Annotated in this window: 23 protein-coding genes; 18 read left to right on the top strand and 5 right to left on the bottom strand. The window is 58.3% G+C overall.

Translation table 11 applies throughout. The features are described 5' to 3' along the window. Positions 1–65: 65 nt before the first annotated feature. Together ACM1ZW_RS02390 and ACM1ZW_RS02385 are read left to right on the top strand one after the other, a co-directional pair. A complete protein-coding gene (locus ACM1ZW_RS02390) occupies positions 66–698 on the top strand; it encodes a glutathione S-transferase family protein (protein ID WP_416740106.1) in 633 nt (210 codons plus the stop codon). Further along, positions 695–1,639, top strand: a complete 945-nt coding sequence (locus ACM1ZW_RS02385) for a Nudix family hydrolase (protein WP_416740105.1) — start codon at positions 695–697, stop codon at positions 1,637–1,639. The genes ACM1ZW_RS02390 and ACM1ZW_RS02385 overlap by 4 nt, the downstream gene beginning before the upstream one ends. Positions 1,640–1,747: 108 nt before the next feature. Here the strand turns inward: ACM1ZW_RS02385 and ACM1ZW_RS02380 are convergent, their stop codons facing one another. Genes ACM1ZW_RS02380 through ACM1ZW_RS02370 form a run of 3 tightly spaced genes read right to left on the bottom strand, consistent with a single transcriptional unit; the run spans position 1,748 to position 5,331 of the window. Further along, positions 1,748–2,329 (bottom strand): cob(I)yrinic acid a,c-diamide adenosyltransferase, encoded by a 582-nt coding sequence (locus tag ACM1ZW_RS02380; RefSeq protein WP_017340482.1) that lies wholly within the window; start codon positions 2,327–2,329, stop codon positions 1,748–1,750. 2 nt (positions 2,330–2,331) lie between these two features. After that, positions 2,332–4,368, bottom strand: coding sequence for an ATP-binding protein (locus tag ACM1ZW_RS02375; RefSeq protein WP_414877868.1), 2,037 nt, complete (start codon positions 4,366–4,368; stop codon positions 2,332–2,334). A 45-nt stretch (positions 4,369–4,413) separates the two neighbouring features. Next, positions 4,414–5,331 (bottom strand): putative 2-dehydropantoate 2-reductase, encoded by a 918-nt coding sequence (locus tag ACM1ZW_RS02370; protein ID WP_017340480.1) that lies wholly within the window; start codon positions 5,329–5,331, stop codon positions 4,414–4,416. 140 nt (positions 5,332–5,471) lie between these two features. Here ACM1ZW_RS02370 and ACM1ZW_RS02365 point away from each other — a divergent pair, with 140 nt between their 5' ends. Together ACM1ZW_RS02365 and ACM1ZW_RS02360 are read left to right on the top strand one after the other, a co-directional pair. After that, positions 5,472–5,957 (top strand): YajQ family cyclic di-GMP-binding protein, encoded by a 486-nt coding sequence (locus tag ACM1ZW_RS02365; protein ID WP_007906601.1) that lies wholly within the window; start codon positions 5,472–5,474, stop codon positions 5,955–5,957. A 137-nt stretch (positions 5,958–6,094) separates the two neighbouring features. Further along, positions 6,095–6,937, top strand: coding sequence for a mechanosensitive ion channel family protein (locus tag ACM1ZW_RS02360; protein WP_416740104.1), 843 nt, complete (start codon positions 6,095–6,097; stop codon positions 6,935–6,937). Positions 6,938–7,014: 77 nt separating this feature from the next. Here ACM1ZW_RS02360 and ACM1ZW_RS02355 read toward each other — a convergent pair whose 3' ends face one another. After that, on the bottom strand, positions 7,015–8,361 hold the full coding sequence (locus tag ACM1ZW_RS02355; RefSeq protein WP_416740103.1) for an OprD family porin: 1,347 nt from the start codon (positions 8,359–8,361) through the stop codon (positions 7,015–7,017). Positions 8,362–9,263: 902 nt separating this feature from the next. On the opposite strand from ACM1ZW_RS02355, the gene ACM1ZW_RS02350 reads away from it, so the two are divergent. Together ACM1ZW_RS02350 and ACM1ZW_RS02345 are read left to right on the top strand one after the other, a co-directional pair. Then, a complete protein-coding gene (locus ACM1ZW_RS02350; RefSeq protein ID WP_017340477.1) occupies positions 9,264–9,689 on the top strand; it encodes an HIT domain-containing protein in 426 nt (141 codons plus the stop codon). A gap of 3 nt (positions 9,690–9,692) precedes the next feature. Beyond that, positions 9,693–9,899, top strand: a complete 207-nt coding sequence (locus ACM1ZW_RS02345) for a SlyX family protein (RefSeq protein ID WP_008029236.1) — start codon at positions 9,693–9,695, stop codon at positions 9,897–9,899. 87 nt (positions 9,900–9,986) lie between these two features. On the opposite strand, the gene ACM1ZW_RS02340 is transcribed toward ACM1ZW_RS02345, so the two are convergent. Further along, the gene (locus tag ACM1ZW_RS02340) at positions 9,987–10,589 is read right to left on the bottom strand and encodes a cold-shock protein (protein WP_017340476.1); all 603 of its coding nucleotides are present in this window, start codon (positions 10,587–10,589) and stop codon (positions 9,987–9,989) included. A 308-nt stretch (positions 10,590–10,897) separates the two neighbouring features. Between ACM1ZW_RS02340 and ACM1ZW_RS02335 the strand changes: the two genes are divergently transcribed. The 12 genes from ACM1ZW_RS02335 (at position 10,898) to tolA (ending at position 20,376) form a co-directional block, all read left to right on the top strand. Next, a complete protein-coding gene (locus tag ACM1ZW_RS02335; RefSeq protein WP_017340475.1) occupies positions 10,898–11,368 on the top strand; it encodes a Dps family protein in 471 nt (156 codons plus the stop codon). A gap of 256 nt (positions 11,369–11,624) precedes the next feature. Then, positions 11,625–11,963, top strand: a complete 339-nt coding sequence (locus ACM1ZW_RS02330) for a ribbon-helix-helix domain-containing protein (RefSeq protein ID WP_017340474.1) — start codon at positions 11,625–11,627, stop codon at positions 11,961–11,963. A 137-nt stretch (positions 11,964–12,100) separates the two neighbouring features. Beyond that, positions 12,101–12,322 (top strand): FmdB family zinc ribbon protein, encoded by a 222-nt coding sequence (locus tag ACM1ZW_RS02325; RefSeq protein WP_010457489.1) that lies wholly within the window; start codon positions 12,101–12,103, stop codon positions 12,320–12,322. 100 nt (positions 12,323–12,422) lie between these two features. Then, complete coding sequence (gene aspS / locus ACM1ZW_RS02320) at positions 12,423–14,198, top strand: aspartate--tRNA ligase (RefSeq protein ID WP_017340473.1); 1,776 nt, start codon at positions 12,423–12,425, stop codon at positions 14,196–14,198. A 120-nt stretch (positions 14,199–14,318) separates the two neighbouring features. Beyond that, positions 14,319–15,065 carry a YebC/PmpR family DNA-binding transcriptional regulator gene (locus ACM1ZW_RS02315; RefSeq protein WP_017340472.1) on the top strand — a complete coding sequence of 249 codons (747 nt, stop codon included), beginning with the start codon at positions 14,319–14,321 and terminating at the stop codon, positions 15,063–15,065. A gap of 157 nt (positions 15,066–15,222) precedes the next feature. Next, a complete protein-coding gene (ruvC, locus tag ACM1ZW_RS02310; RefSeq protein WP_017340471.1) occupies positions 15,223–15,747 on the top strand; it encodes a crossover junction endodeoxyribonuclease RuvC in 525 nt (174 codons plus the stop codon). A 114-nt stretch (positions 15,748–15,861) separates the two neighbouring features. After that, positions 15,862–16,479, top strand: coding sequence for a Holliday junction branch migration protein RuvA (ruvA, locus tag ACM1ZW_RS02305; protein WP_017340470.1), 618 nt, complete (start codon positions 15,862–15,864; stop codon positions 16,477–16,479). Beyond that, entirely contained in the window at positions 16,480–17,541 is a 1,062-nt protein-coding gene (gene ruvB / locus ACM1ZW_RS02300; RefSeq protein WP_416740102.1) for a Holliday junction branch migration DNA helicase RuvB, read from the top strand. It begins immediately after the preceding gene. A gap of 127 nt (positions 17,542–17,668) precedes the next feature. After that, positions 17,669–18,136: a tol-pal system-associated acyl-CoA thioesterase gene (ybgC, locus tag ACM1ZW_RS02295; RefSeq protein ID WP_017340468.1), complete on the top strand. Its 468-nt coding sequence runs from the start codon at positions 17,669–17,671 to the stop codon at positions 18,134–18,136. Beyond that, positions 18,126–18,821 carry a protein TolQ gene (tolQ, locus tag ACM1ZW_RS02290; protein WP_017340467.1) on the top strand — a complete coding sequence of 232 codons (696 nt, stop codon included), beginning with the start codon at positions 18,126–18,128 and terminating at the stop codon, positions 18,819–18,821. The genes ybgC and tolQ overlap by 11 nt, the downstream gene beginning before the upstream one ends. 23 nt (positions 18,822–18,844) lie before the next feature. Further along, the gene (gene tolR, locus ACM1ZW_RS02285; RefSeq protein ID WP_162491085.1) at positions 18,845–19,297 is read left to right on the top strand and encodes a protein TolR; all 453 of its coding nucleotides are present in this window, start codon (positions 18,845–18,847) and stop codon (positions 19,295–19,297) included. Continuing rightward, positions 19,297–20,376, top strand: coding sequence for a cell envelope integrity protein TolA (gene tolA, locus ACM1ZW_RS02280; RefSeq protein ID WP_017340465.1), 1,080 nt, complete (start codon positions 19,297–19,299; stop codon positions 20,374–20,376). The genes tolR and tolA overlap by 1 nt, the downstream gene beginning before the upstream one ends. Positions 20,377–20,379 lie beyond the last annotated feature (3 nt).

Raw genomic sequence — 20,379 nt, 5'->3', positions numbered from 1 at the left:
CCGCGATGACGACAGACCAGACACTCAAGAGGCTGGTCTGTACCCCTCATCAAAAGGTCCCGAACATGAGCCTCCACCTGATCATCGGCGACAAACTGCTTTCCTCCTGGTCCCTGCGCGGCGCCCTGGCCCTCGATCTGGCCGGCGCTCCGTACACCGAAGAGCTCATCAAGCTGAACCAGCCGGACACCCGTGAACGTCTGCTCAAGCATTCGCCCACCGGTAAAGTCCCGCTGCTGAAAACTGCACACGGCACCATTGCTGATTCCCTGGCGATTGCCGAGTACCTGGCCGAACAATTCCCGGATGCTGGCCTCTGGCCCAAAGATGTCGCCGCCCGCGCCCAGGCGCGTTCGGCGTGCGCGCAGATGCACGCAGGGTTCTTCGCCATGCGCGGCAACATGCCGTTCGACCTGAGTCGCGACGCACCGTTGTCGCCGGCCCCGGCCGACGTCCAGGCGGACATCGAACGCATGCTGGCCTTGTGGGCTGAATGCCGCGCAGCCGCGACCGAAACCGGTCCGTTCCTGTTTGGCCGCGCGACACTCGCCGATGCCTTCTTTGCCCCCATTGCCGTACGCCTGCGCACCTATCAGGTGAAATTGCCGGCGGCGGATGAGGCCTACGTCGAAACGATCTACCAATGGCCAGCCTTCAAGGCGTGGCAAAAGGCAGGTCTGGAGGAGATCGGGCAGTGAAACGAGTACACGTAGCGGCCGCCGTCATCCGCGATAACAGCGGCAAGATCCTCATCGCCCGCCGTGCCGACACACAGCACCAAGGCGGTTTGTGGGAGTTTCCCGGTGGCAAGGTCGAGGCCGACGAATCCGTCGAAACCGCCCTGGCCCGCGAGCTTCACGAAGAGTTGGGCATTGTGGTCAGCGCGGCGCGTCCGTTGATCAAGGTCCGCCATGACTACCCGGACAAGCAAGTGTTGCTCGATGTCTGGGAAGTCTCGAATTTCACCGGTGAACCCCACGGTGCCGAAGGCCAGCCTTTGGAATGGGTTGCGCCCCGTGATCTGTTGAATTACGAATTCCCGGCGGCCAACCAGCCGATCGTTGCGGCCGCACGCTTGCCTGCGCAGTACCTGATCACGCCTGAAGACCTGGAAACCCCGGCGCTGCTGCGCGGTATCCAGAAAGCCATCGCCGGCGGGATCAAGCTGATCCAGCTGCGGGCGCCCAACGGCTACGACCCGAAATACCGCGATCTGGCGGTGGATGCGGCGGGGCTGTGTGCCGGCAAGGCACAGTTGATGATCAAGGGGCCGTTCGAGTGGCTGGGCGATTTTCCGTCCGCCGGTTGGCACATCACCTCGGCACAACTGCGCAAATACGCGGCGGCAGGTCGTCCGTTGCCGGCGTCGCGCTGGTTGGCGGCGTCCTGCCATAACCCTGAAGAGTTGGCATTGGCCGAGCAGATGGGCGTGGACTTCGTGACGCTGTCACCTGTAGAGCCGACCCTGACTCACCCGGGGGCTCAGCCGTTGGGTTGGGAGCAGGCGTCGATCCTGATCGAAGGCTTCAGCAAACCGGTGTTCTTGCTGGGTGGTGTTGGGCCAGCTGAGCAACAAAAGGCTTGGGAGGCGGGCGCCCAAGGTGTCGCGGGGATTCGAGCGTTCTGGCCTGACGCATGATTTTGCGTTGAAGCGGATGACCTCATCGCCAGCAGGCTGGCTCCCACAGATAAACGCAGTCTCCCGTGGGAGCCAGCCTGCTGGCGATGTGGCCCAGACAGGCGCCGGTCAAACCTGAGGTTTCGCCGCCGCCTGCCAAAGAATCTCTGCAATCCCCTGGCGCTTGGCAATCAACCGCGCCGCCACAAACAACAAGTCCGACAGTCGATTGATGTATGCCAACCCAACCCCGGCCAACGGTTCAATCGCATTCAAATGCTGACACCTGCGCTCGGCACTCCGCGCCAGGCTCCGGCACACATGGGCCTGGGCAATCAGCGCCGAACCGCCCGGCAGAATGAAATTCTCCAGCGGTCCCAGCTCTTCATTCCACACATCGATCGCCGCTTCCAGGCGTTCAATTTCTGCCGCGTTCAGTGCCTGATACACCGGCATCGCCAGCTCTCCACCGAGATCGAACAGCCGATGCTGACAAGGCGCCAACACCTCGATCACTTCGTTCAATCCTGGAAACTGGCCACGTTGCGCTTCCAGCCCGGCCAACAGCACGCCTACCTGACTGTTCAGCGTATCGACTTCACCAATGGCCTCGATCCGGGGATGGTCCTTGGTCACGCGGCGGCCGTCGCCCAATCCGGTTTCGCCTTTGTCGCCAGTGCGGGTGTAAATCTTCGACAAGCGAAAGCCCATGGTTACCTCGATAGCTGATTGAATTCTTGAGAGACGAGCGGGGTGCTCGCCAACGGCAGGCGCAAGGTGAAACACGTGCCCTGGCCCGGTGTCGATTGCACTTCCATCTGCCCCTTGTGGTTGTTGGTGATGATGAAATACGAGACCGACAGCCCAAGCCCGGTGCCCTGACCGATTTCCTTGGTGGTGAAAAACGGCTCGAAGGTGCGTTTGCGCACACTCTCGCTCATGCCGATGCCGTTGTCTTCGACCTGGATTTCCGCCCACGGCGGATTCAGCTTGGTACGCAGGATGATCCGCCCGGGCTCACGGTCATCTTCACGTTGGTGAATGGCTTGCGCGGCGTTTTTCAGCAGGTTGAGCAGCACTTGTTCGAGTTCGTTGGCGGTGCCGGGCACCGGGCCCAGCGCCGGATCGAACTGGCGAATGATCGCCTGGCCCTTGAAGTCGAAGCCGATCGCCAGGTCGAAATCGTTGCCAGCAATTTCCACGGCCTGATCGATCAGTGCCGGCAGATCGCACGGGGCCATTTGCCGGGTGCTGCGACGGCTGAAACTGAGCATGTGGGTCACGATCTTCGCCGCCCGGGCGCCGGCCTGCTGAATACCGTCGAGTAACTGCGGCACTTCCCGTGCTTTCAGGTACTCGTTAACGGTGTCCAGCTCGATGCCGATTTGCTCGGCTTGCTCGAGGTTTTTCGGTAGATCGGGGGACAGGCGTCGGCGAATGTTCTGCACGTTATGCAGGATCGCACCCAACGGGTTGTTGATCTCGTGGGCCATGCCGGCGGCGAGGCCGCCGACCGAGAGCATTTTTTCCGACTGAACCATCATTTCTTCCAGGGACAGGCGCTGGGTGATGTCGTCGATCCGGATCACCACACCGCGCCCCGCGCCGCCCATCAGCGGGTAAAAGGTCAGGGCGTAATGCTTGGGTTCGTCATCCTTGAACCAGGTCACGCGCTCGATCTTTGCCACGGTGTGTTGCTCGACGGTCTGTTTGAGCTGTGGCAGAAACGGCTTGAGCGGTTCGAAGGCGAGGAAGATCGGCTGGTTCAGCGCCTCGTCCAGTCGCGTGCCGGAGAGGGCGCTGGCCTCCTGATTCCATTGCGTTACGTAGAGCTGCTCGTCGAGGGCGATCAGCGCCGATGGCATGGAGTCGATGATGCTGTTGAGGTAGTTCTGGAACCCGGTAAGTTTCTTCTCGATCTTGCTGCGCACCTGGACTTCGAGTTCCAGTTTGCGGTTGGTGTGACGGGTTTCCTCGGCCAGCCCCTGGGCCTGGTCGTAGGCCGCCTGGGAATCGTCACGCGCGCGTTTGAGTTGCTGCTCCCGCGCTTCGATTCGCGAGAGCATGGTGTTGAAGGCCTCGGCCAGGCTGCCGATTTCGTCGTGATTGCCCCGGGAGGCGCGCAGGGCGTAGTTCTCTTCCCGGGTCACTTGCCGGGACAGTTCTTCGAGTTGATGGATCGGCCGGGTAATCAGGCGTTTGATCTGCCGGGCGATCACCAGCCACAACAGCACACTGAAGATCAGGATCCCGAGGCTGGCGGTCAGGGTCCCGGTGTAGAAGGCCATCGGCAGTTCGCTGCTGGCGACCAACAGCAGGTGGCCGGGCGCGGTGCCGGGGCGGGGCAGGGTGATCACTTGATTGCTGCGAAATTCGGTGGCCTGCCAGGCTTCGATGTGGCGGTAACGCTCCGGCAGGCCCAAATGATCGCCGCGCTGCAACTGCGCCAGTCTTTCGCCTTTGCCGTCATACAGGGCTGCCGCGCGCAGCGGTGAATAACTGTTGAGCTCATTCAGCAGTCGTTCGGCATTTTGTGGCGATTGCAGCGCATCAGCCACCAGGCTCGGGTTGGACACCAGCCGGCCGATGGTCTGCAAGGCCTGGGGCGCCATGCTTTCCTGGGAAATGTAGTACGCGGCGCTGATGAAGGTCAGGTTGGCGACCAGTAAAACGGTGGTCAACAGCACCAGCAGGGCGGCCAGTAGTTTCTGGCCGACCGGAAGGTTTTCGAGGCGCTGGCGCAATGGCATCAGTTTTATCGCAGAAAAGGAACAAGTGGCCAGCGTAGCCGCTGCTCAGTCGCTGGGCAATCCAAGGCTGTGCAGATGGGTGATCAGCCGCTGTTGCAACTGGTTGAGGTGCGGAAGGTTCAACTGATGCCGCGAGGCAACTTTGCAGACATAGCCCAGCAGGTAGCTGATTTCGGTTCGGCGCCGATTCGCGACGTCCTGGTACATCGAGGAGAAATTGGCCGCGGTGGCGTGAATCACCCGCTCGACTTCCTGCTGGAGGTCCTCGGCCGCTGCCGGCTGGCCACAGCGTTCAAGCACTTCGGTCAATTCACCGCAGAGGGTGGCGACTTCGCAGTGGTGGTCTTGCAAGCCGCCGTTACGGCAATCGTGCAGCACGGTCAGCGGATTGATCGCACAGTTAAGCGCGAGTTTGCGCCACAGCCGGGTGAGAATGTCGGTGCTCCATTCGTGGGGAATGCCTGCTGCGCTGACATCATCCAGCCAGATCGGCGCCACCGGATGTCCGGCATCCCCCAGCCAGGTGTAGCCGTGACCCGCGAACACCACACGCCAGTCACCGTCGCGAAACGCGCCTTCGGTGCTCGAAGCATAAATACAGCGTGCCTGCGGAACCTGTGCGGCAACGGCGTCCTGACTGCCGAGGCCGTTCTGGAGCAAAATCAATTCGGCGTCGGGCGCCAGGCGCGGCGCCAGTCGGGCCACGGCCTGCTCGGCGTCGTAGGCTTTGCAGGCCACCAGCAGGCGGTTTATCGGCTCGTCGCTGTCGGCGGTTTCGCCGGGTATGTCCCAGGTGGTTGCTTCGCCATGCTCCACCAGCGTCAGGCCGCCCGCCGCCTGATAAGCCTGTAAACGCGCCGCATCCCGCACAATCAGCCTGACCGGCACCCCGGCCCGCGCCAGACGCGTGGCCCATAAGGTGCCGAGACTGCCGGCGCCCAGGACATGCCAGGTGGTGGACATCAGCTTTTTGCTCTGTTTAAGGCGTGCATCGGAGGCTCGCAGTGAATGATGGGAAAGACCCGTTATAATCAGCGCGGATTTTAACCGCAAGCCAGGCGTGCTCGATCTTGATCGAGCGCGCCCTTTATTGGAGAGATTACATGCCGTCGTTCGACGTGGTATCCGAACTGGACAAACACGAAGTCACCAACGCGGTCGAAAACGCCGTCAAGGAACTCGATCGTCGTTATGACCTGAAAGGCAAGGGCACCTTCGAGTTCAAGGAAAAGGACCTGACCGTCAACCTGACCGCTGAAGCCGATTTCCAGCTCGAAGCGATGATTGAGATCCTCAAGCTGGCGTTGGTCAAGCGCAAAATCGACGTGCAGTGCCTTGAAGTCAAGGATGCCTACGCGTCGGGCAAGCTGATGAAGCAGGAAGCCGTCCTCAAGGAAGGCATCGACAAAGAGCTGGCGAAGAAAATCGTCGCTCACGTCAAGGACGCCAAGCTCAAGGTTCAAGCGGCCATTCAGGGCGAGCAGGTGCGCATCACCGGCAAGAAGCGTGACGATTTGCAGGAAGCCATCGCGGCTCTGCGAGCCAAGACATTCGACATGCCGCTGCAGTTCAACAACTTCCGCGACTGATAGTTCAAGCGGGAACCTCTCGGCGTTTTCGGCGTCCGAGGCCCAAGTAACGGCAGAAACGATCGGGTCCGCAAGGGGCCGGTCTTTCTGCCGCTCATTTTTCGCGTGCCGGGTAGCCGGAAATCAGGAGAACGTAGATGGATTTGAATGCTGAAGTGGACAACCTGGTCAAGGCGTCCCAAGCCTGGATTCCGATGATCATGGAATACGGCAGCCGCGTACTGCTGGCGATCATCACCCTGGCCATCGGCTGGTGGCTGATCAATAAAGTGACGCAGAAACTGGGCGGTTTGCTCGCGCTGCGAAACGCCGACCTGGCGCTGCAAGGGTTCATCAGCAGTCTGGCGAACATTATTCTCAAGGTTTTGCTGATCGTCAGCGTAGCCTCGATGATCGGCGTGGAGACCACCTCCTTCGTCGCGGCGATCGGTGCGGCGGGCCTGGCCATTGGTCTGGCGTTGCAGGGCAGCCTGGCGAATTTCGCGGGTGGCGTACTGATTCTGTTGTTCCGTCCGTTCCGTATTGGTGACTGGATCGAAGCTCAGGGTGTTGCCGGTACAGTCGACAGCATTCAGATCTTCCACACAGTGCTGCGTACAGGCGATAACAAAACCATCATCATGCCTAACGGCAACTTGTCGAACGGCATCATCACCAACACTAACCGCCAGCCGACCCGCAAGGTTGTGTTTGATGTGGGCGTTGATTACGAGGCGGATTTGCAGAAGGCTCGCGAAGTGTTGCTGGATCTGGCCAAGGATGAGCGCATCCTGGCCGAACCGGCACCGCAGGCTGTCATTTCTACCCTGGGCGACAGTTCGATCACTGTTTCCTTGCGCGTATGGGTGAAGACGGCGGATTACTGGGATGTGATGTTCATGTTCAACGAACAATCCCGGGACCGGTTGAAAGCGGCTGGCATCGATATCCCGTTTCCACAGCGGGTGATTCGAGTGGTTCAGGAATCTGCGGTGCAGTAAGCAAAAAACCAGGCAACAAAAAAGGCCCATCCGAAGATGGGCCTTTTATTTTGTTATCGCAAACTAACTGGATGCGATTACAAGATCGACAGTGGGTAGTCGACGATCAGGCGGAACTCTTTGATATCGCCTTCACCTTCGTCAGCGTTAGCGAAGTGCCATGCTTGACGAATACGGAAGGAAAGATCTTTTGCCGGGCCAGACTGAACAACGTACTTGGCTTCGAAGTCGGTTTCGTTGTGCTTGCCATCTTCACCGTACAGGCCGGCGTAAGCGCTGCCAGCTGGAGTGTTGGTGCCGTCGATGTCCCAACCTTTAACGTAACGGGTCATGAAGCTCAGACCAGGAACGCCGTACTCAGCCATTTTCAGATCGTAACGGATCTGGGCAGACTTCTCGCCAGGGGCGTTGAAGTCAGAGTACTGGATGGAGTTGGCGAGGAAGATCGAGTCGCCGCCGCGGTTGTTCTTGCCGATACCGATGTAGTCGAACGGGGTATCGCCATTAACCTTTTGGAAGGCCAGGGTGATGGTGTGCGCTTTCAGGAACGACAGAGCGGTTGCCAGCGAGAACGCGGTGTTGCTGATGTCGCCAGCTTTCGCGTCACCGGTATCGGTGGTGCGATAGATGTTGAAATCGGTGTTCAGCGAAGTGTCACCACCAAACGGAGTGGTGAGGTTCACGTTGGCGTAGTACTGGTTCCAGATGTCTTCCAGCTTGGCGCCATACAGCGATGCGGAAAGGTTATCGGTAATGCCGTACTTGCCACCGAAATAGTCGATGGTGTTGGCTTCAACGCCAGCGTAGGTTGCATACAGGCCGCCGTCACGGGCGTTTTTGTCCTGGCTGGAACCCGAGTAGAAGTGACCGGCTTCGAGGTCAAGGTCTTTGACTTCGCTGCTTTGCAGTTGGAAACCGCTGGCAACTTGCGGAAGGATACGGGAGCCGCCAACAGCAAATACTGGAGCAGTGCTTGGCGACATGTCGCCGACTTTCAGCTCGGTTTTGGAAACGCGGAATTTAACGGCAGCGCCGGCTTTACCCTGGCTGTCGTTAACGTCGCGGCCACCGTTGGCGTTGACAGTGTCGCTACGGCTCATGTTGCCCGAACCGGAAGTGCCATCGCCGCCATCCAGTTTGATGGCCAGGTAACCGAATGCATCAACGCCAACGCCTACAGTACCCTGAGTGTAACCGGAGTTGTAGGTGCCCCAAAGACCTTGTGTCCAGTCTTTCTGGTCGCGGCCGCCATCTTTGTTGTCACGGTTGAAGTAGTAGTTGCGAACCAGCAAGTTCAGCGTGCTGTCTTCAACAAAACCTTTGGCTTCAGCCTGGTCACTTACGAAAGGTGCGGCCATAGCCACTTGAGTACTGGCTGCTGCTGCAACTGCCAGTGCGATCATGCTCCACTTCATCACGCGCATCGTGATTTGCTCCTTTGGTTTTAGAAGAGTACTGCCGTCCCACCTGTTTTATTATCTGGGCGGCTCTTTCTTTTTGTGTCGGCGCAAACTTATATCACGCCGACCATGTTGGCGATACTTGCGCATCTAACCTTTCAGCTTCTTTACGACCCTGTCGCAAACGGCTTGGTAGATGTCGCAAATTTACAGCCCCAATGCAATAGGAATGACAACTTCAGCGCTGTTTTCCGGGGCTTGAGCATCGGTAAAAAGAGTCCTTGGTGAAACGTGTGAATCTCCATCGGGCAACCCTGCCACTGTTTTTATTGCCTTCAAGACGTCCACTTCCAGCGGACGCCTTGAAGGCGATGTGAGTGTGAATGCAACAAGCGTGCACAAATCAGCAATTCGCTGTTTTTTTTTCTGAACGTCTGCCTGTTACCGTAAAAACCTCATAAAACCGGGGGTTACAAGCACTTTTTGATGGGGCTTGACGCCATGGTTTGCATGGTGTTGCACCTCCCTGGCCGACTGCGCGACAACCAAAAACGTTACCGGTTCACCCCGCGGTGAGTACTTGGCGGATGCCCGACGCACAGAGCGTAGACGCACTGTGCGGTTTTGGTGCAAAAATTTTTAATCGTCGTCCTGAATTCATACAGTGTTGGCTGTTGTGAAACGTGAACAGGCCTTGGTTTGTTGGTCACTTGAGTGTTTTTTGCGTGGCTGACGGTTCTGTAATGGTGCGCTCGCGCAAAAAATGTCTCATGTCGGAGCGCTCTCGGCGGCGATGCCTGCGCTTCGGCAGTCGTACGTCGTGAAGCCAGCGACGTTCGCAGGTATGCTGCCGTCCTGTCGCTTGGTGCGCCATCTCACGGGATGGGCGCTAAGCTGAAAATGATGAGCTACCGGGAGTGCGCGCAGTGTTCGCTTTAGATCCACGACTTCAACAAGACACGTTACAGATCGGGGATTTCCCGCTCAGCCGGTTGCTGTTGTCCAATGATTCGAACTACCCGTGGTTCATCCTGGTGCCGCGTCGCGACGATATCAGCGAGATATTTCAGTTGGATGTCGCCGATCAGCGGCAGCTGTGGCAGGAAACGACCGCGCTGGCGGAAATGCTCAAGGACTCGTTCGACGCGGACAAGTTGAATGTTGCGGCCCTGGGTAACGTTGTCAGTCAGTTGCACATGCATGTGATTGTGCGCAAGCGCGAGGATGCTGCCTGGCCCGCGCCGGTGTGGGGCAAACACCCGGCCAAACCGTACACGGCGGAGCAGATCGCGGTCATTCGCGAGCGGCTGCGTCTTGTGTTGACTGAAGACTTCACGTTTCTGGAGGGTTGAATCATGAGCCTGGAAGAACGCGTTACCGATCTGGAGAGCCAGCTGGCGTTTCAGGATGACACCATCCAGGCATTGAGCGATGTGCTGGCGACGCAGCAGCGCGCCGTGGAACGCTTGCAACTGCAAATGGCCGCCCTGCTTAAGCGGCAGGAGGAAATGGCTGGCCAGTTCGAGACTTTTGAAGAAGAAGCGCCACCGCCGCATTACTAGCTTTTGTTTCAAGGCTCTTTCGTTTGAACAAAAGGCAATAAAAAACCGCGAACAGCCAGGCTGCTCGCGGTTTTTTTTAGCCTTGAGTCAGCGTCGCGGCAGCGCGGCGATCACGTCTTCGGCTTGCAGGCCCTTGTCACGATTCATGACGGAGAATTCCACGCGCTGGCCTTCGACCAGAACGCGATGGCCTTCGCCACGGATGGCCCGGAAATGCACGAAAATATCATCGCCGGAATCACGGGAAATGAAGCCGAAGCCCTTGGATGTGTTGAACCACTTGACGGTGCCGGTATCGCGGTTGCTCATGTCATAGCTTGGCGAGGCGGTGGCCGGTGAGGATTTGTAGAAGCTGATGGCCAGGTGCAGAAGAACGGCGATCAGGGCAGCCACCAGGCTGAACAGAACGGCAGGTTGACCGGCGATGACAGGCATCGGCGCGAGCAGCGTCAGGGTTTGCAGAACAACAGTCAGAACCAGCAGGGCGCTGACCAGGTTTTGCAGTTGATGACGCGGACCTTTGTTCCAGTATGGGATGACAGGTGCGAGGGTGAGGTTGAGCAGGCCGAAAAAGGCCAGGTACAGCGCATCGGGTTGTTGCAGGTAAGGAACAGCCTCGGAACGCAGGCTAGGGATGAAGGACAGGAGCAGGGCTGCTGCGCCCATTAGCAGGTGGACGATTTTCAACATTTTGATTAACTCACGTTAAGACGGATCGCAAGGAAGAGCTGATGGGGCGCGGTTCGCTTCAGAACTATAAGAGGCGTTGGGCACGCACCCGGTATCAGCCTATGCGCAGCGCCCGAAAAAATAGGCACCTGCGACACACTGCCTATTTAACAGCAAAGCTTGCAGCTACTCAAATCAGGGAGTCCAGCGGTGCATCGGGGGCGATTTGTCGCAGGCCTGGAGGGCAATCCGGGCTGCGGTTGCGCGGCAGGCTTGCTAGAGTGGTCCTGCACCTGTCGGATGAAATTCATCACCTTTAGGGGAAAAACATGGCAATCGATATCGGTATCAGTGAAGAGGACCGCAAGTCCATCGTCGAAGGACTCTCGCGTCTGCTGTCGGACACTTATGTACTTTATTTGAAAACCCATAACTTTCACTGGAACGTCACCGGTCCCATGTTTCGGACTCTGCATCTGATGTTCGAGGAGCAATATAACGAGTTGGCCCTGGCGGTCGATTCGATTGCCGAACGAATTCGTGCGCTTGGCTTTCCTGCTCCGGGTGCCTATTCGATTTATGCGCGCCTGTCTTCCATTAAGGAAGAGGAGGGTGTGCCCACTGCGGAAGACATGATCAAGCAACTTGTCGAAGGGCAGGAAGCTGTCACGCGGACTGCGCGCGGGATCTTTCCCCTGCTCGACAAAGTCAGTGACGAGCCAACGGCGGACTTGCTGACCCAGCGCATGCAGGTTCACGAGAAAACCGCGTGGATGTTGCGTTCATTGCTGGACCAGTAACGCTGCCAGAGCGCGGATCACGCTATTGCTGTGTTGTTCGCGCCCTGTCTTGGGGGGCAGTTAGTTGAGCGATCTTGCCCCCGATTGTGTAGGACTTTGTCCCGACTAGGACGGTCTCCATGATCTGCCTTCAGTTGTTGGCTTATCCTACGTCGATGGTCATAAAGTCATCTGGATATAACTTTGCGCCTGCGCTTTTATAAGACCCGCAACATGGCTCTTATCGAAACCAGGGATGGCAAAGGAGTGTCAACGGATGGTTTATGAAAGCAGGTTAAACGACGCAAGGGTGGGGCCGTTCAAGGAAGTAAGGATCGATCCGTTTATCAGTGAATTCGACATGGGCCTGGCTCGGCCATTATCCCGGTCGATACGTTTGAATGGCTTTGCCACCTGCTTGCGACTGGAGCAGGTGTATTGGGATATTTTGGGGGAAATGGCCAGGATCAATTGCTGCTCGGTCAGTGCCCTGCTGTCCCACGTGGATCGCGAAGTGCATTTGCGCCACGGCGGGGTAAAGAACTTCAGCGGGCTGGTGCGGGTTGTCTGCGTGGTGCACAGCCTCAAGGAAGGGAATTGCGTCGTCATGGCGTAACCCGTGGCAGCGCAATGCGTCGAGTGTCGGTCTGTGCAGTCTTACGGCTGCACAGGCTGCATTTAATGGATATAATCCCGCTCTTTGCCGCAAAACCCAGCGTGCGCGGTAGCAATCTGATCGCCGAGACAACCCCCATGCCGATGTACGACTATCAATGTGCTTCCTGTGGTCATCAGTTGGAAGCCATTCAAAAGATCAGCGCAGCACCGCTGGTCGACTGCCCTGCCTGCCAGGCGCCAGAGCTAAAGAAGATGCTGTCCATGCCGGGCTTCCGCCTCAGTGGCACCGGCTGGTACGAAACCGATTTCAAGACCGGTTCCAAGAAGAATCTGGCCGGCGGCGACAAAGCCGACTAGGGTCTGGAACCTGAGTTGAACGACACGTGCGAGCTCTTGCATCATCCTGAATGCAAGGCCTCCAACCGAATTTCGAATTACGAGAAGTGAAACCACTACCATGATGCGCAGCCATTATTGCGGCCAACTGAACGAAAGCCTGGAAGGCCAGGAAATTACCCTTTGCGGATGGGTTCACCGTCGCCGTGACCACGGTGGGGTGATTTTCCTCGATATCCGTGATCGTGACGGTCTGGCCCAGGTGGTGTTCGACCCGGACCGCGCCGAGAGCTTCGCCGCCGCCGATCGCGTGCGCAGCGAGTACGTCGTGAAGATCACCGGCAAGGTGCGCCTGCGTCCGGCCGGTGCCACGAACGCCAACATGGCCTCGGGCATGATCGAAGTCCTGGGTTACGAACTTGAAGTGCTGAACGAATCGGAAACCCCGCCGTTCCCACTGAACGAGTTCTCCGACGTCGGTGAAGAAACCCGCCTGCGTTATCGTTTCCTTGATCTGCGTCGTCCGGAAATGGCCGAGAAACTGCGTCTGCGTTCGCGCATGACCACCAGCATCCGTCGTTACCTGGACGAGAACGGCTTCCTCGACGTCGAGACGCCGATCCTGACCCGTGCCACACCTGAGGGCGCACGTGACTACCTGGTGCCAAGCCGTACTCACGCCGGTTCGTTCTTCGCCCTGCCGCAATCGCCTCAGCTGTTCAAGCAATTGCTGATGGTCGCCGGCTTCGACCGTTACTACCAGATCGCCAAATGCTTCCGCGACGAAGACCTGCGTGCCGACCGTCAGCCTGAATTCACCCAGATCGACATCGAAACCAGCTTCCTCGATGAAAAAGACATCATGGGCCTCACCGAAGGCATGATCCGCACCCTGTTCAAGGAAGTGCTGGATCTGGAGTTCGGCGAATTCCCGCACATGACCTTCGAAGAAGCCATGCGTCGTTACGGTTCCGACAAGCCGGACCTGCGTAACCCGCTGGAGCTGGTGGACGTTGCCGACCAGCTGAAAGAAGTCGACTTCAAAGTCTTCAGCGGTCCTGCCAACGATCCGAAATGCCGTGTTGCCGCCTTGCGCGTTCCAGGCGCGGCGAGCATGCCGCGCAAGCAGATCGACGACTACACCAAGTTCGTCGGCATCTACGGTGCCAAGGGCCTGGCGTACATCAAGGTCAACGAGCGCGCCAAGGGTGTCGAGGGTCTGCAATCGCCGATCGTCAAGAACATCCCTGAAGCCAACCTCAATGTGATCCTTGATCGCGTTGGCGCGGTTGATGGCGACATCGTGTTCTTCGGTGCCGACAAAGCCAAGATCGTCAGCGAGGCCCTGGGCGCGCTGCGGATCAAGCTCGGCCACGACCTGGAGCTGCTGACCTGCAAGTGGGCGCCAATGTGGGTCGTTGACTTCCCGATGTTCGAAGAGAACGACGACGGCAGCTTCAGCGCCTTGCACCACCCGTTCACCGCACCGAAGTGCACCCCGGAAGAACTGGAAGCCAGCCCGGCGACCGCTTTGTCCCGTGCCTACGACATGGTGCTCAACGGTACTGAGCTGGGTGGCGGTTCGATCCGTATCCATCGCAAGGAAATGCAACAGTCGGTGTTCCGTCTGCTGGGTATCAATGAAGCGGAACAGGAAGAGAAATTCGGCTTCCTGCTCGACGCCCTGAAATACGGCGCGCCGCCACACGGTGGCCTGGCGTTCGGCCTGGACCGTCTGGTGATGCTGATGACCGGCGCCCAGTCGATCCGTGAAGTGATTGCCTTCCCGAAAACCCAGAGTGCTGCGGACGTGATGACGCAAGCGCCGGGCGTGGTGGATGCCAAGGCGCTGCGCGAGCTTCATATTCGTCTGCGCGAAACGCCAAAAGCTGAGTAAGGCTGACCGCAAAGGCGCATCCTTCCCGGATGCGCCTTTTCTTTAGGTCAGGATTTTTGTATTGCTGGCTGGCGCATCGTGCACAGCGGGCAACGTTTCAAAGAGAATTCGGAGCGAGTTATGGCGGGTCATTCCAAGTGGGCGAACATCAAGCACCGCAAAGAACGTCAGGATGCCAAGAAGGGCAAGATTTTCACCAAGTGGATTCGTGAGCTGACCGTTGCGGCCCGTCAGGGCGGCGGTGATCCGGGCTCCAATCCGCGTCTGCGCCTGGCCCTGGACAAGGCGCTGGGCGCAAACATGAGCCGCGACATCATCGATCGGGCGGTGGCCCGCGGTGCCGGCGCCGCCGATACCGACGACATGGTCGAACTGAGCTACGAAGGCTACGGCCCGGGTGGCGTGGCGGTGATGGTCGAGTGCATGACCGACAACCGTAACCGCACCGCAGCAGCTGTTCGCCATGCGTTCAGCAAGTGCGGCGGTAACCTGGGTACCGACGGTTCCGTGGCCTATCTGTTCGAGCGCAAGGGACAGATTTCCTTCGCGCCGGGCGTTGATGAGGATGCCTTGATCGAAGCGGCCATGGACGCGGACGCCGATGACGTGGTGACTAACGAAGACGGTTCCATCGACGTGTTCACCTCGTTCGCCGGGTTCTACTCCGTGCGCAACGCGCTGGAAGCGGCGGGTTTCAAAGGTGATGATGCGGAAATCGTCATGTTGCCGACCACCAGCGCCGAACTGGACCTGGAAGGCGCCGAGAAAGTCCTCAAGCTGATCGACATGCTTGAAGACCTGGATGATGTGCAGAACGTCTATTCCAATGCCGACATCCCCGAATCGGTGGCTGCGCAGCTCGGTTAAGGGCGACTAAGATCCAATGTGGGAGCGAGCCTGCTCGCGAATGCGGATATTCAGGCAGTATCGTTGCTGAATATAAAACCGCTTTCGCGAGCAGGCTCGCTCCCACACTTGTTATTCGTATATTGGATATCGTGCTTTTACCTAACCCGCAGGCGTTATGACTTTAATTCTTGGTATCGACCCCGGTTCGCGCATCACCGGTTACGGCGTGGTACGCGATACCGGGCGTGGCTGCGTGTACGTCGCGTCGGGTTGCATTCGCACCGGCTCGGGCGAGCTGCATGAGCGTTTGCAAATCGTCTATCGCGGCGTGCGAGAAGTCATCCAGACCTACGGCCCGGTGACCATGGGCATCGAAAAGGTGTTCATGGCGCGTAACGCCGACTCTGCGTTGAAACTCGGCCAGGCGCGCGGTGCGGCAATCGTTGCCGGCGCCGAAGAAAACCTCGAAATCGCCGAATACACCGCGACCCAGGTCAAGCAAGCCGTGACCGGGACCGGCGCGGCCAATAAAGAGCAGGTGCAGATGATGGTCATGCACATGCTGAAACTGATCAGCAAGCCGCAAATCGATGCTTCGGACGCCCTGGCGATTGCCATATGCCATGCTCATACCCGTTCCAGCCTTCTGCCACATGGCTTGGGCACGGCACGCAGTCGTGGCGGGCGCCTGCGTCTCTGATAGCATCAGCAGTCATTTTTACGGAATGAGGGTTTTGCGCCTGTGTTGTCGGCGCAAAACCCTTGTTCTGTCAGTCGCCAGCACCGGTCTGGCCAACGCTCAAGGATCTGAAACGTGATTGGACGCTTGCGCGGCACACTGGCTGAGAAACAGCCGCCGCACCTGATTCTGGATGTAAACGGTCTGGGGTATGAGCTTGAAGTGCCCATGACTACGCTGTATCGCTTGCCGTCGGTCGGTGAACCGCTGACGCTGCACACCCATTTGGTCGTACGCGAAGACGCGCAGTTACTCTATGGCTTCGCCAGCAAGCGTGAGCGAGACTTTTTTCGCGAGTTGATCCGTCTCAATGGTGTGGGGCCGAAACTGGCGCTGGCCTTGATGTCGAGCCTGGAAGTCGACGAACTGGTACGTTGCGTGCAATCCCAGGACACCTCGGCGCTGACCAAGGTGCCGGGCGTGGGCAAGAAGACGGCCGAGCGTCTGCTGGTGGAACTCAAGGATCGCTTCAAAGCCTGGGAAACCGTACCGGCGATGTTCGCGTTGGTGCCCAATCAGCCGGGCGGGCCAGATGCGCCGCATCCGGTTGCTACCGCCGAAAATGACGCGGTCAGCGCGCTGATCTCCCTGGGCTACAAGCCGCAGGAAGCCAGCAAGGCGATTTCCGCGATCAAGGAGAAAGGTTTGAGCAGTGAAGACATGATTCGTCGTGCCCTTAAGGGAATGATCTAAGTGATTGAAGCTGATCGTCTGATAGCCGCCACGCCTGGCCCTCGCGACCGTGAGGAAGTCCAGGACCGGGCGATTCGTCCTGTCAGTCTGGCCGAATACATTGGTCAGCCGACCGTTCGCGAGCAAATGGAGCTGTTCATCCAGGCTGCCCGTGGACGTAATGAATCCCTCGACCACACGCTGATCTTCGGCCCGCCAGGCCTGGGTAAAACTACCCTGGCCAACATCATCGCCCAGGAAATGGGTGTGTCGATCAAAAGCACCTCGGGCCCGGTCCTTGAGCGTCCCGGTGACCTGGCCGCACTGCTGACCAACCTTGAGCCTCACGACGTGCTGTTCATCGACGAAATCCATCGGCTGTCGCCGATTGTCGAAGAAGTGCTGTACCCGGCCATGGAGGATTTCCAGCTCGACATCATGATTGGCGAAGGGCCGGCTGCGCGTTCGATCAAACTGGATTTGCCGCCGTTTACGCTGGTAGGGGCGACGACTCGCGCCGGCATGCTGACCAACCCGCTGCGCGACCGCTTCGGGATCGTCCAGCGCCTCGAGTTTTACAGCACGGCTGATCTGGCGACGATTGTCAGTCGTTCGGCGAACATCCTCTGCTTGCCGCTGGACCCGGAAGGCGCCTTCGAAATCGCCCGTCGTGCCCGTGGAACGCCGCGGATTGCCAACCGTTTGTTGCGTCGGGTGCGCGATTTCGCTGAAGTTCGCGCCCAGGGCCACATCACCAAACCGATTGCCGATCTGGCCTTGAATCTGCTGGATGTCGATGAGCGTGGCTTCGACCACCAGGACCGACGTCTGCTGCTGACCATGATCGAGAAGTTCGACGGTGGGCCGGTCGGCGTCGACAGCCTGGCTGCTGCGATCAGCGAAGAACGTCACACCATCGAAGACGTGCTGGAACCGTACCTGATCCAGCAGGGCTACATCATGCGCACACCGCGGGGGCGGGTGGTCACCCGGCATGCCTATCTGCATTTCGGTTTAAATATTCCGTCACGATTGGGCGAGATGCCCGTGGTAGACGAGTTCCTTGATGCCGTGGACGATTAATTAACATTTGCGGGCAGAATTTTCGGGCATTGTGCTGTCCTAGGACCGTACTTTCGCGAGAAAGCCGTGAATCAATGAAAAACAGTTGCCTGGCCGGATTGGCAACCTGAGGAGTAAGCACTAGAGTATGCGCGCGCAAAACGGGCTTGAGCCTTTCGCACTTCGTTGTCGCGTTTATTACGAGGACACCGATGCGGGCGGCATCGTGTATTACGTTAATTACCTCAAGTTTATGGAACGGGCTCGAACCGAGCGGCTCCGGGAGCTGGGCTTTGCCCAATCCCAGCTGGCAGGAGAGGACCTGTTGTTTGTCGTGCATTCCAGCGAAGCGCGTTATCACGCGCCGGCGCGACTGGACGACGAACTCCTGGTAAGCGCTGAAGTAATCGAATTGAACCGTGTCAGCCTGCGCTTCAAGCAGCAGGTCAGGCGAGCCACGGATAATGTGCTGCTCTGCGAAGGGCAGTTTCTGGTGGCCTGTGTGCGCACTGAAAGTTTAAAACCCCGGGCCATTCCCGAAGCTCTACGTGCGGCCTTTGCCGACGTGAGCGGCGCGGGTACTCACTCAAAGCAGGAGATAAAGCGTGGAAGCTAACGTCGTCGACCATTCCTCCATGTGGAGCCTGGTCAGCAATGCCAGTATCGTGGTGCAACTGGTAATGCTGATCCTGGTAGCCGCATCGGTGACCTCATGGATCATGATCTTTCAGCGCAGCAACTTGCTGCGCGCGGGTCGACGTGCCCTGGAGAGCTTTGAAGAGCGCTTCTGGTCGGGCATCGACCTGTCCAAGCTCTACCGTCAGGCCGGCAGCAACCCTGATCCGGATTCGGGCGTAGAGCAGATCTTCCGTGCCGGCTTCAAGGAATTCTCCCGTCTGCGCCAGCAGCCAGGCGTTGACCCGGAAGCGGTCATGGAAGGCGTGGCCCGTGCCATGCGCGTAGCCATTTCCCGCGAAGAAGAAAAGCTCGAGCAGAGCCTGCCGTTCCTTGCCACCGTCGGTTCCGTCAGCCCGTACATCGGTCTGTTCGGTACGGTCTGGGGCATCATGAACTCCTTCCGTGGTCTGGCGACTGCCCAGCAAGCGACCCTGGCCACCGTGGCTCCAGGTATTGCCGAGGCGCTGATTGCCACCGCGATCGGTCTGTTCGCAGCCATCCCGGCCGTTATCGCTTACAACCGTTTTGCCGCTCGCAGCGAAACGCTGATCAGCCGTTACTACACCTTCGCCGATGAATTCCAGGCGATCCTGCACCGCAAAGTGCACACCAGCGAAGAATAAGCAGGTAATTTCCAATGGCTTTAATCGCTCGAGCTCGCAAAAAGCGCAAGCCGGTCGCCGAGATGAACGTGGTGCCTTACATCGACGTGATGCTGGTACTGCTGGTCATCTTCATGGTGACCGCGCCGATGCTCAATCAGGGCGTGAAAGTTGATCTGCCCAAGGTTTCCAGCGAAGCCTTGCCGCAGGACAACAACACCCAGGTCCTGACCATTTCGATCAAGGCTGACAAGACCTATTACTGGAACCTTGGCAGCGAAGTCGACACGCAAAAGCAGCAGGACAAGGCAATGACCTTGCCGCAAATGACTGACGCTGTGACCAAGATCATTCGCGCCGGTACTGAAGGCGGCAAGCGTACCCAAGTGTTCATCCGCGGCGACAAGACCGTTGATTACGGTTCCGTCATGGGGGCGATGGGCGGGTTGCAGAAAGCCGGAGTCGGTAACGTTGGCCTGATTACCGAGGCGCCCTGATGCAGCAACAGCGAGAGCCAACAGCCTCGGAAAGCTACTTCTGGCCTAGTGTCTGGGCGATTGTCTTGCACGTGCTGGTTTTCGGCATGCTGTTCGTCAGTTTCGCCTTCACACCGGAGCTCCCGCCGGCCAAGCCGATTGTCCAGGCAACCCTGTACCAGCTGAAGTCGAAAAGTCAGGCGACCACCCAGACCAATCAGAAGATTGCGGGTGAGGCGAAGAAATCCGCCGCGCGCCAGACCGAAGTCGAACAGATGGAGCAGAAGTTGATCGAGCAGGAAGCGATCAAAGCCGCGGAACAAAAGAAGGAAGACGCGGCTCAAAAAGCCGAAGAATCCAAGAAGGCCGACGAGACCAAGAAAGCGGAAGAGGCTAAAAAGGCTGACGAAGCCAAAAAAGCCGATGAAGCGAAGAAGACCGCGGAAGCCAAAAAGGCCGAAGAGAAACAATTGGCTGATATAGCCAAGAAGAAGTCTGAAGAAGAAGCCAAGAAAGCGGCTGAAGAAGAGGCCAAGAAAGCGGCCGCGGAAGAAGCCAAGAAGAAGATTGTCGAAGACGCGAAGAAGAAAGCCGCGGAAGACGCCAAGAAGAAATCTGAAGCTGAAGAGGCGAAAAAGAAAGTCGCCGAAGACGCGAAGAAGAAAGCTGCTGCCGATGCTGCGAAGAAGAAATCGCAGGAAGCGGCACGTAAATCCGCCGAAGAGAAAAAGGCTCAGGCCCTGGCAGATTTGCTTTCCGACACGCCGCAGCGCCAGCAGGCCTTGGCGGATGAGCAGGGTGACGAAGTCGCCGGCAGTTTCGATGATTTGATTCGTGCTCGTGCAGCGGAAGGCTGGGCTCGTCCTCCTTCGGCACGCAAAGGCATGACGGTCGTTCTGCAAATCGGCATGTTGCCGGACGGTACGGTGACTTCGGTCACTGTGTCCAAGTCCAGTGGTGATGGTCCGTTTGACGCTTCGGCTGTAGCGGCGGTGAAGAATATTGGACGTTTGACAGAAATGCAGGGAATGAAGCCGGGCGATTTCGCCCCGTATCGTTCATTCAAGATGACATTCACACCTGAGGATCTAGCCTTGTGAGAA

The sequence above is a fragment of the Pseudomonas sp. NFX71 genome (genome assembly GCF_048079215.1).
Lineage (GTDB): Bacteria > Pseudomonadota > Gammaproteobacteria > Pseudomonadales > Pseudomonadaceae > Aquipseudomonas > Aquipseudomonas fluorescens_B.
This window is presented reverse-complemented; position numbering and strand designations above follow the sequence as displayed.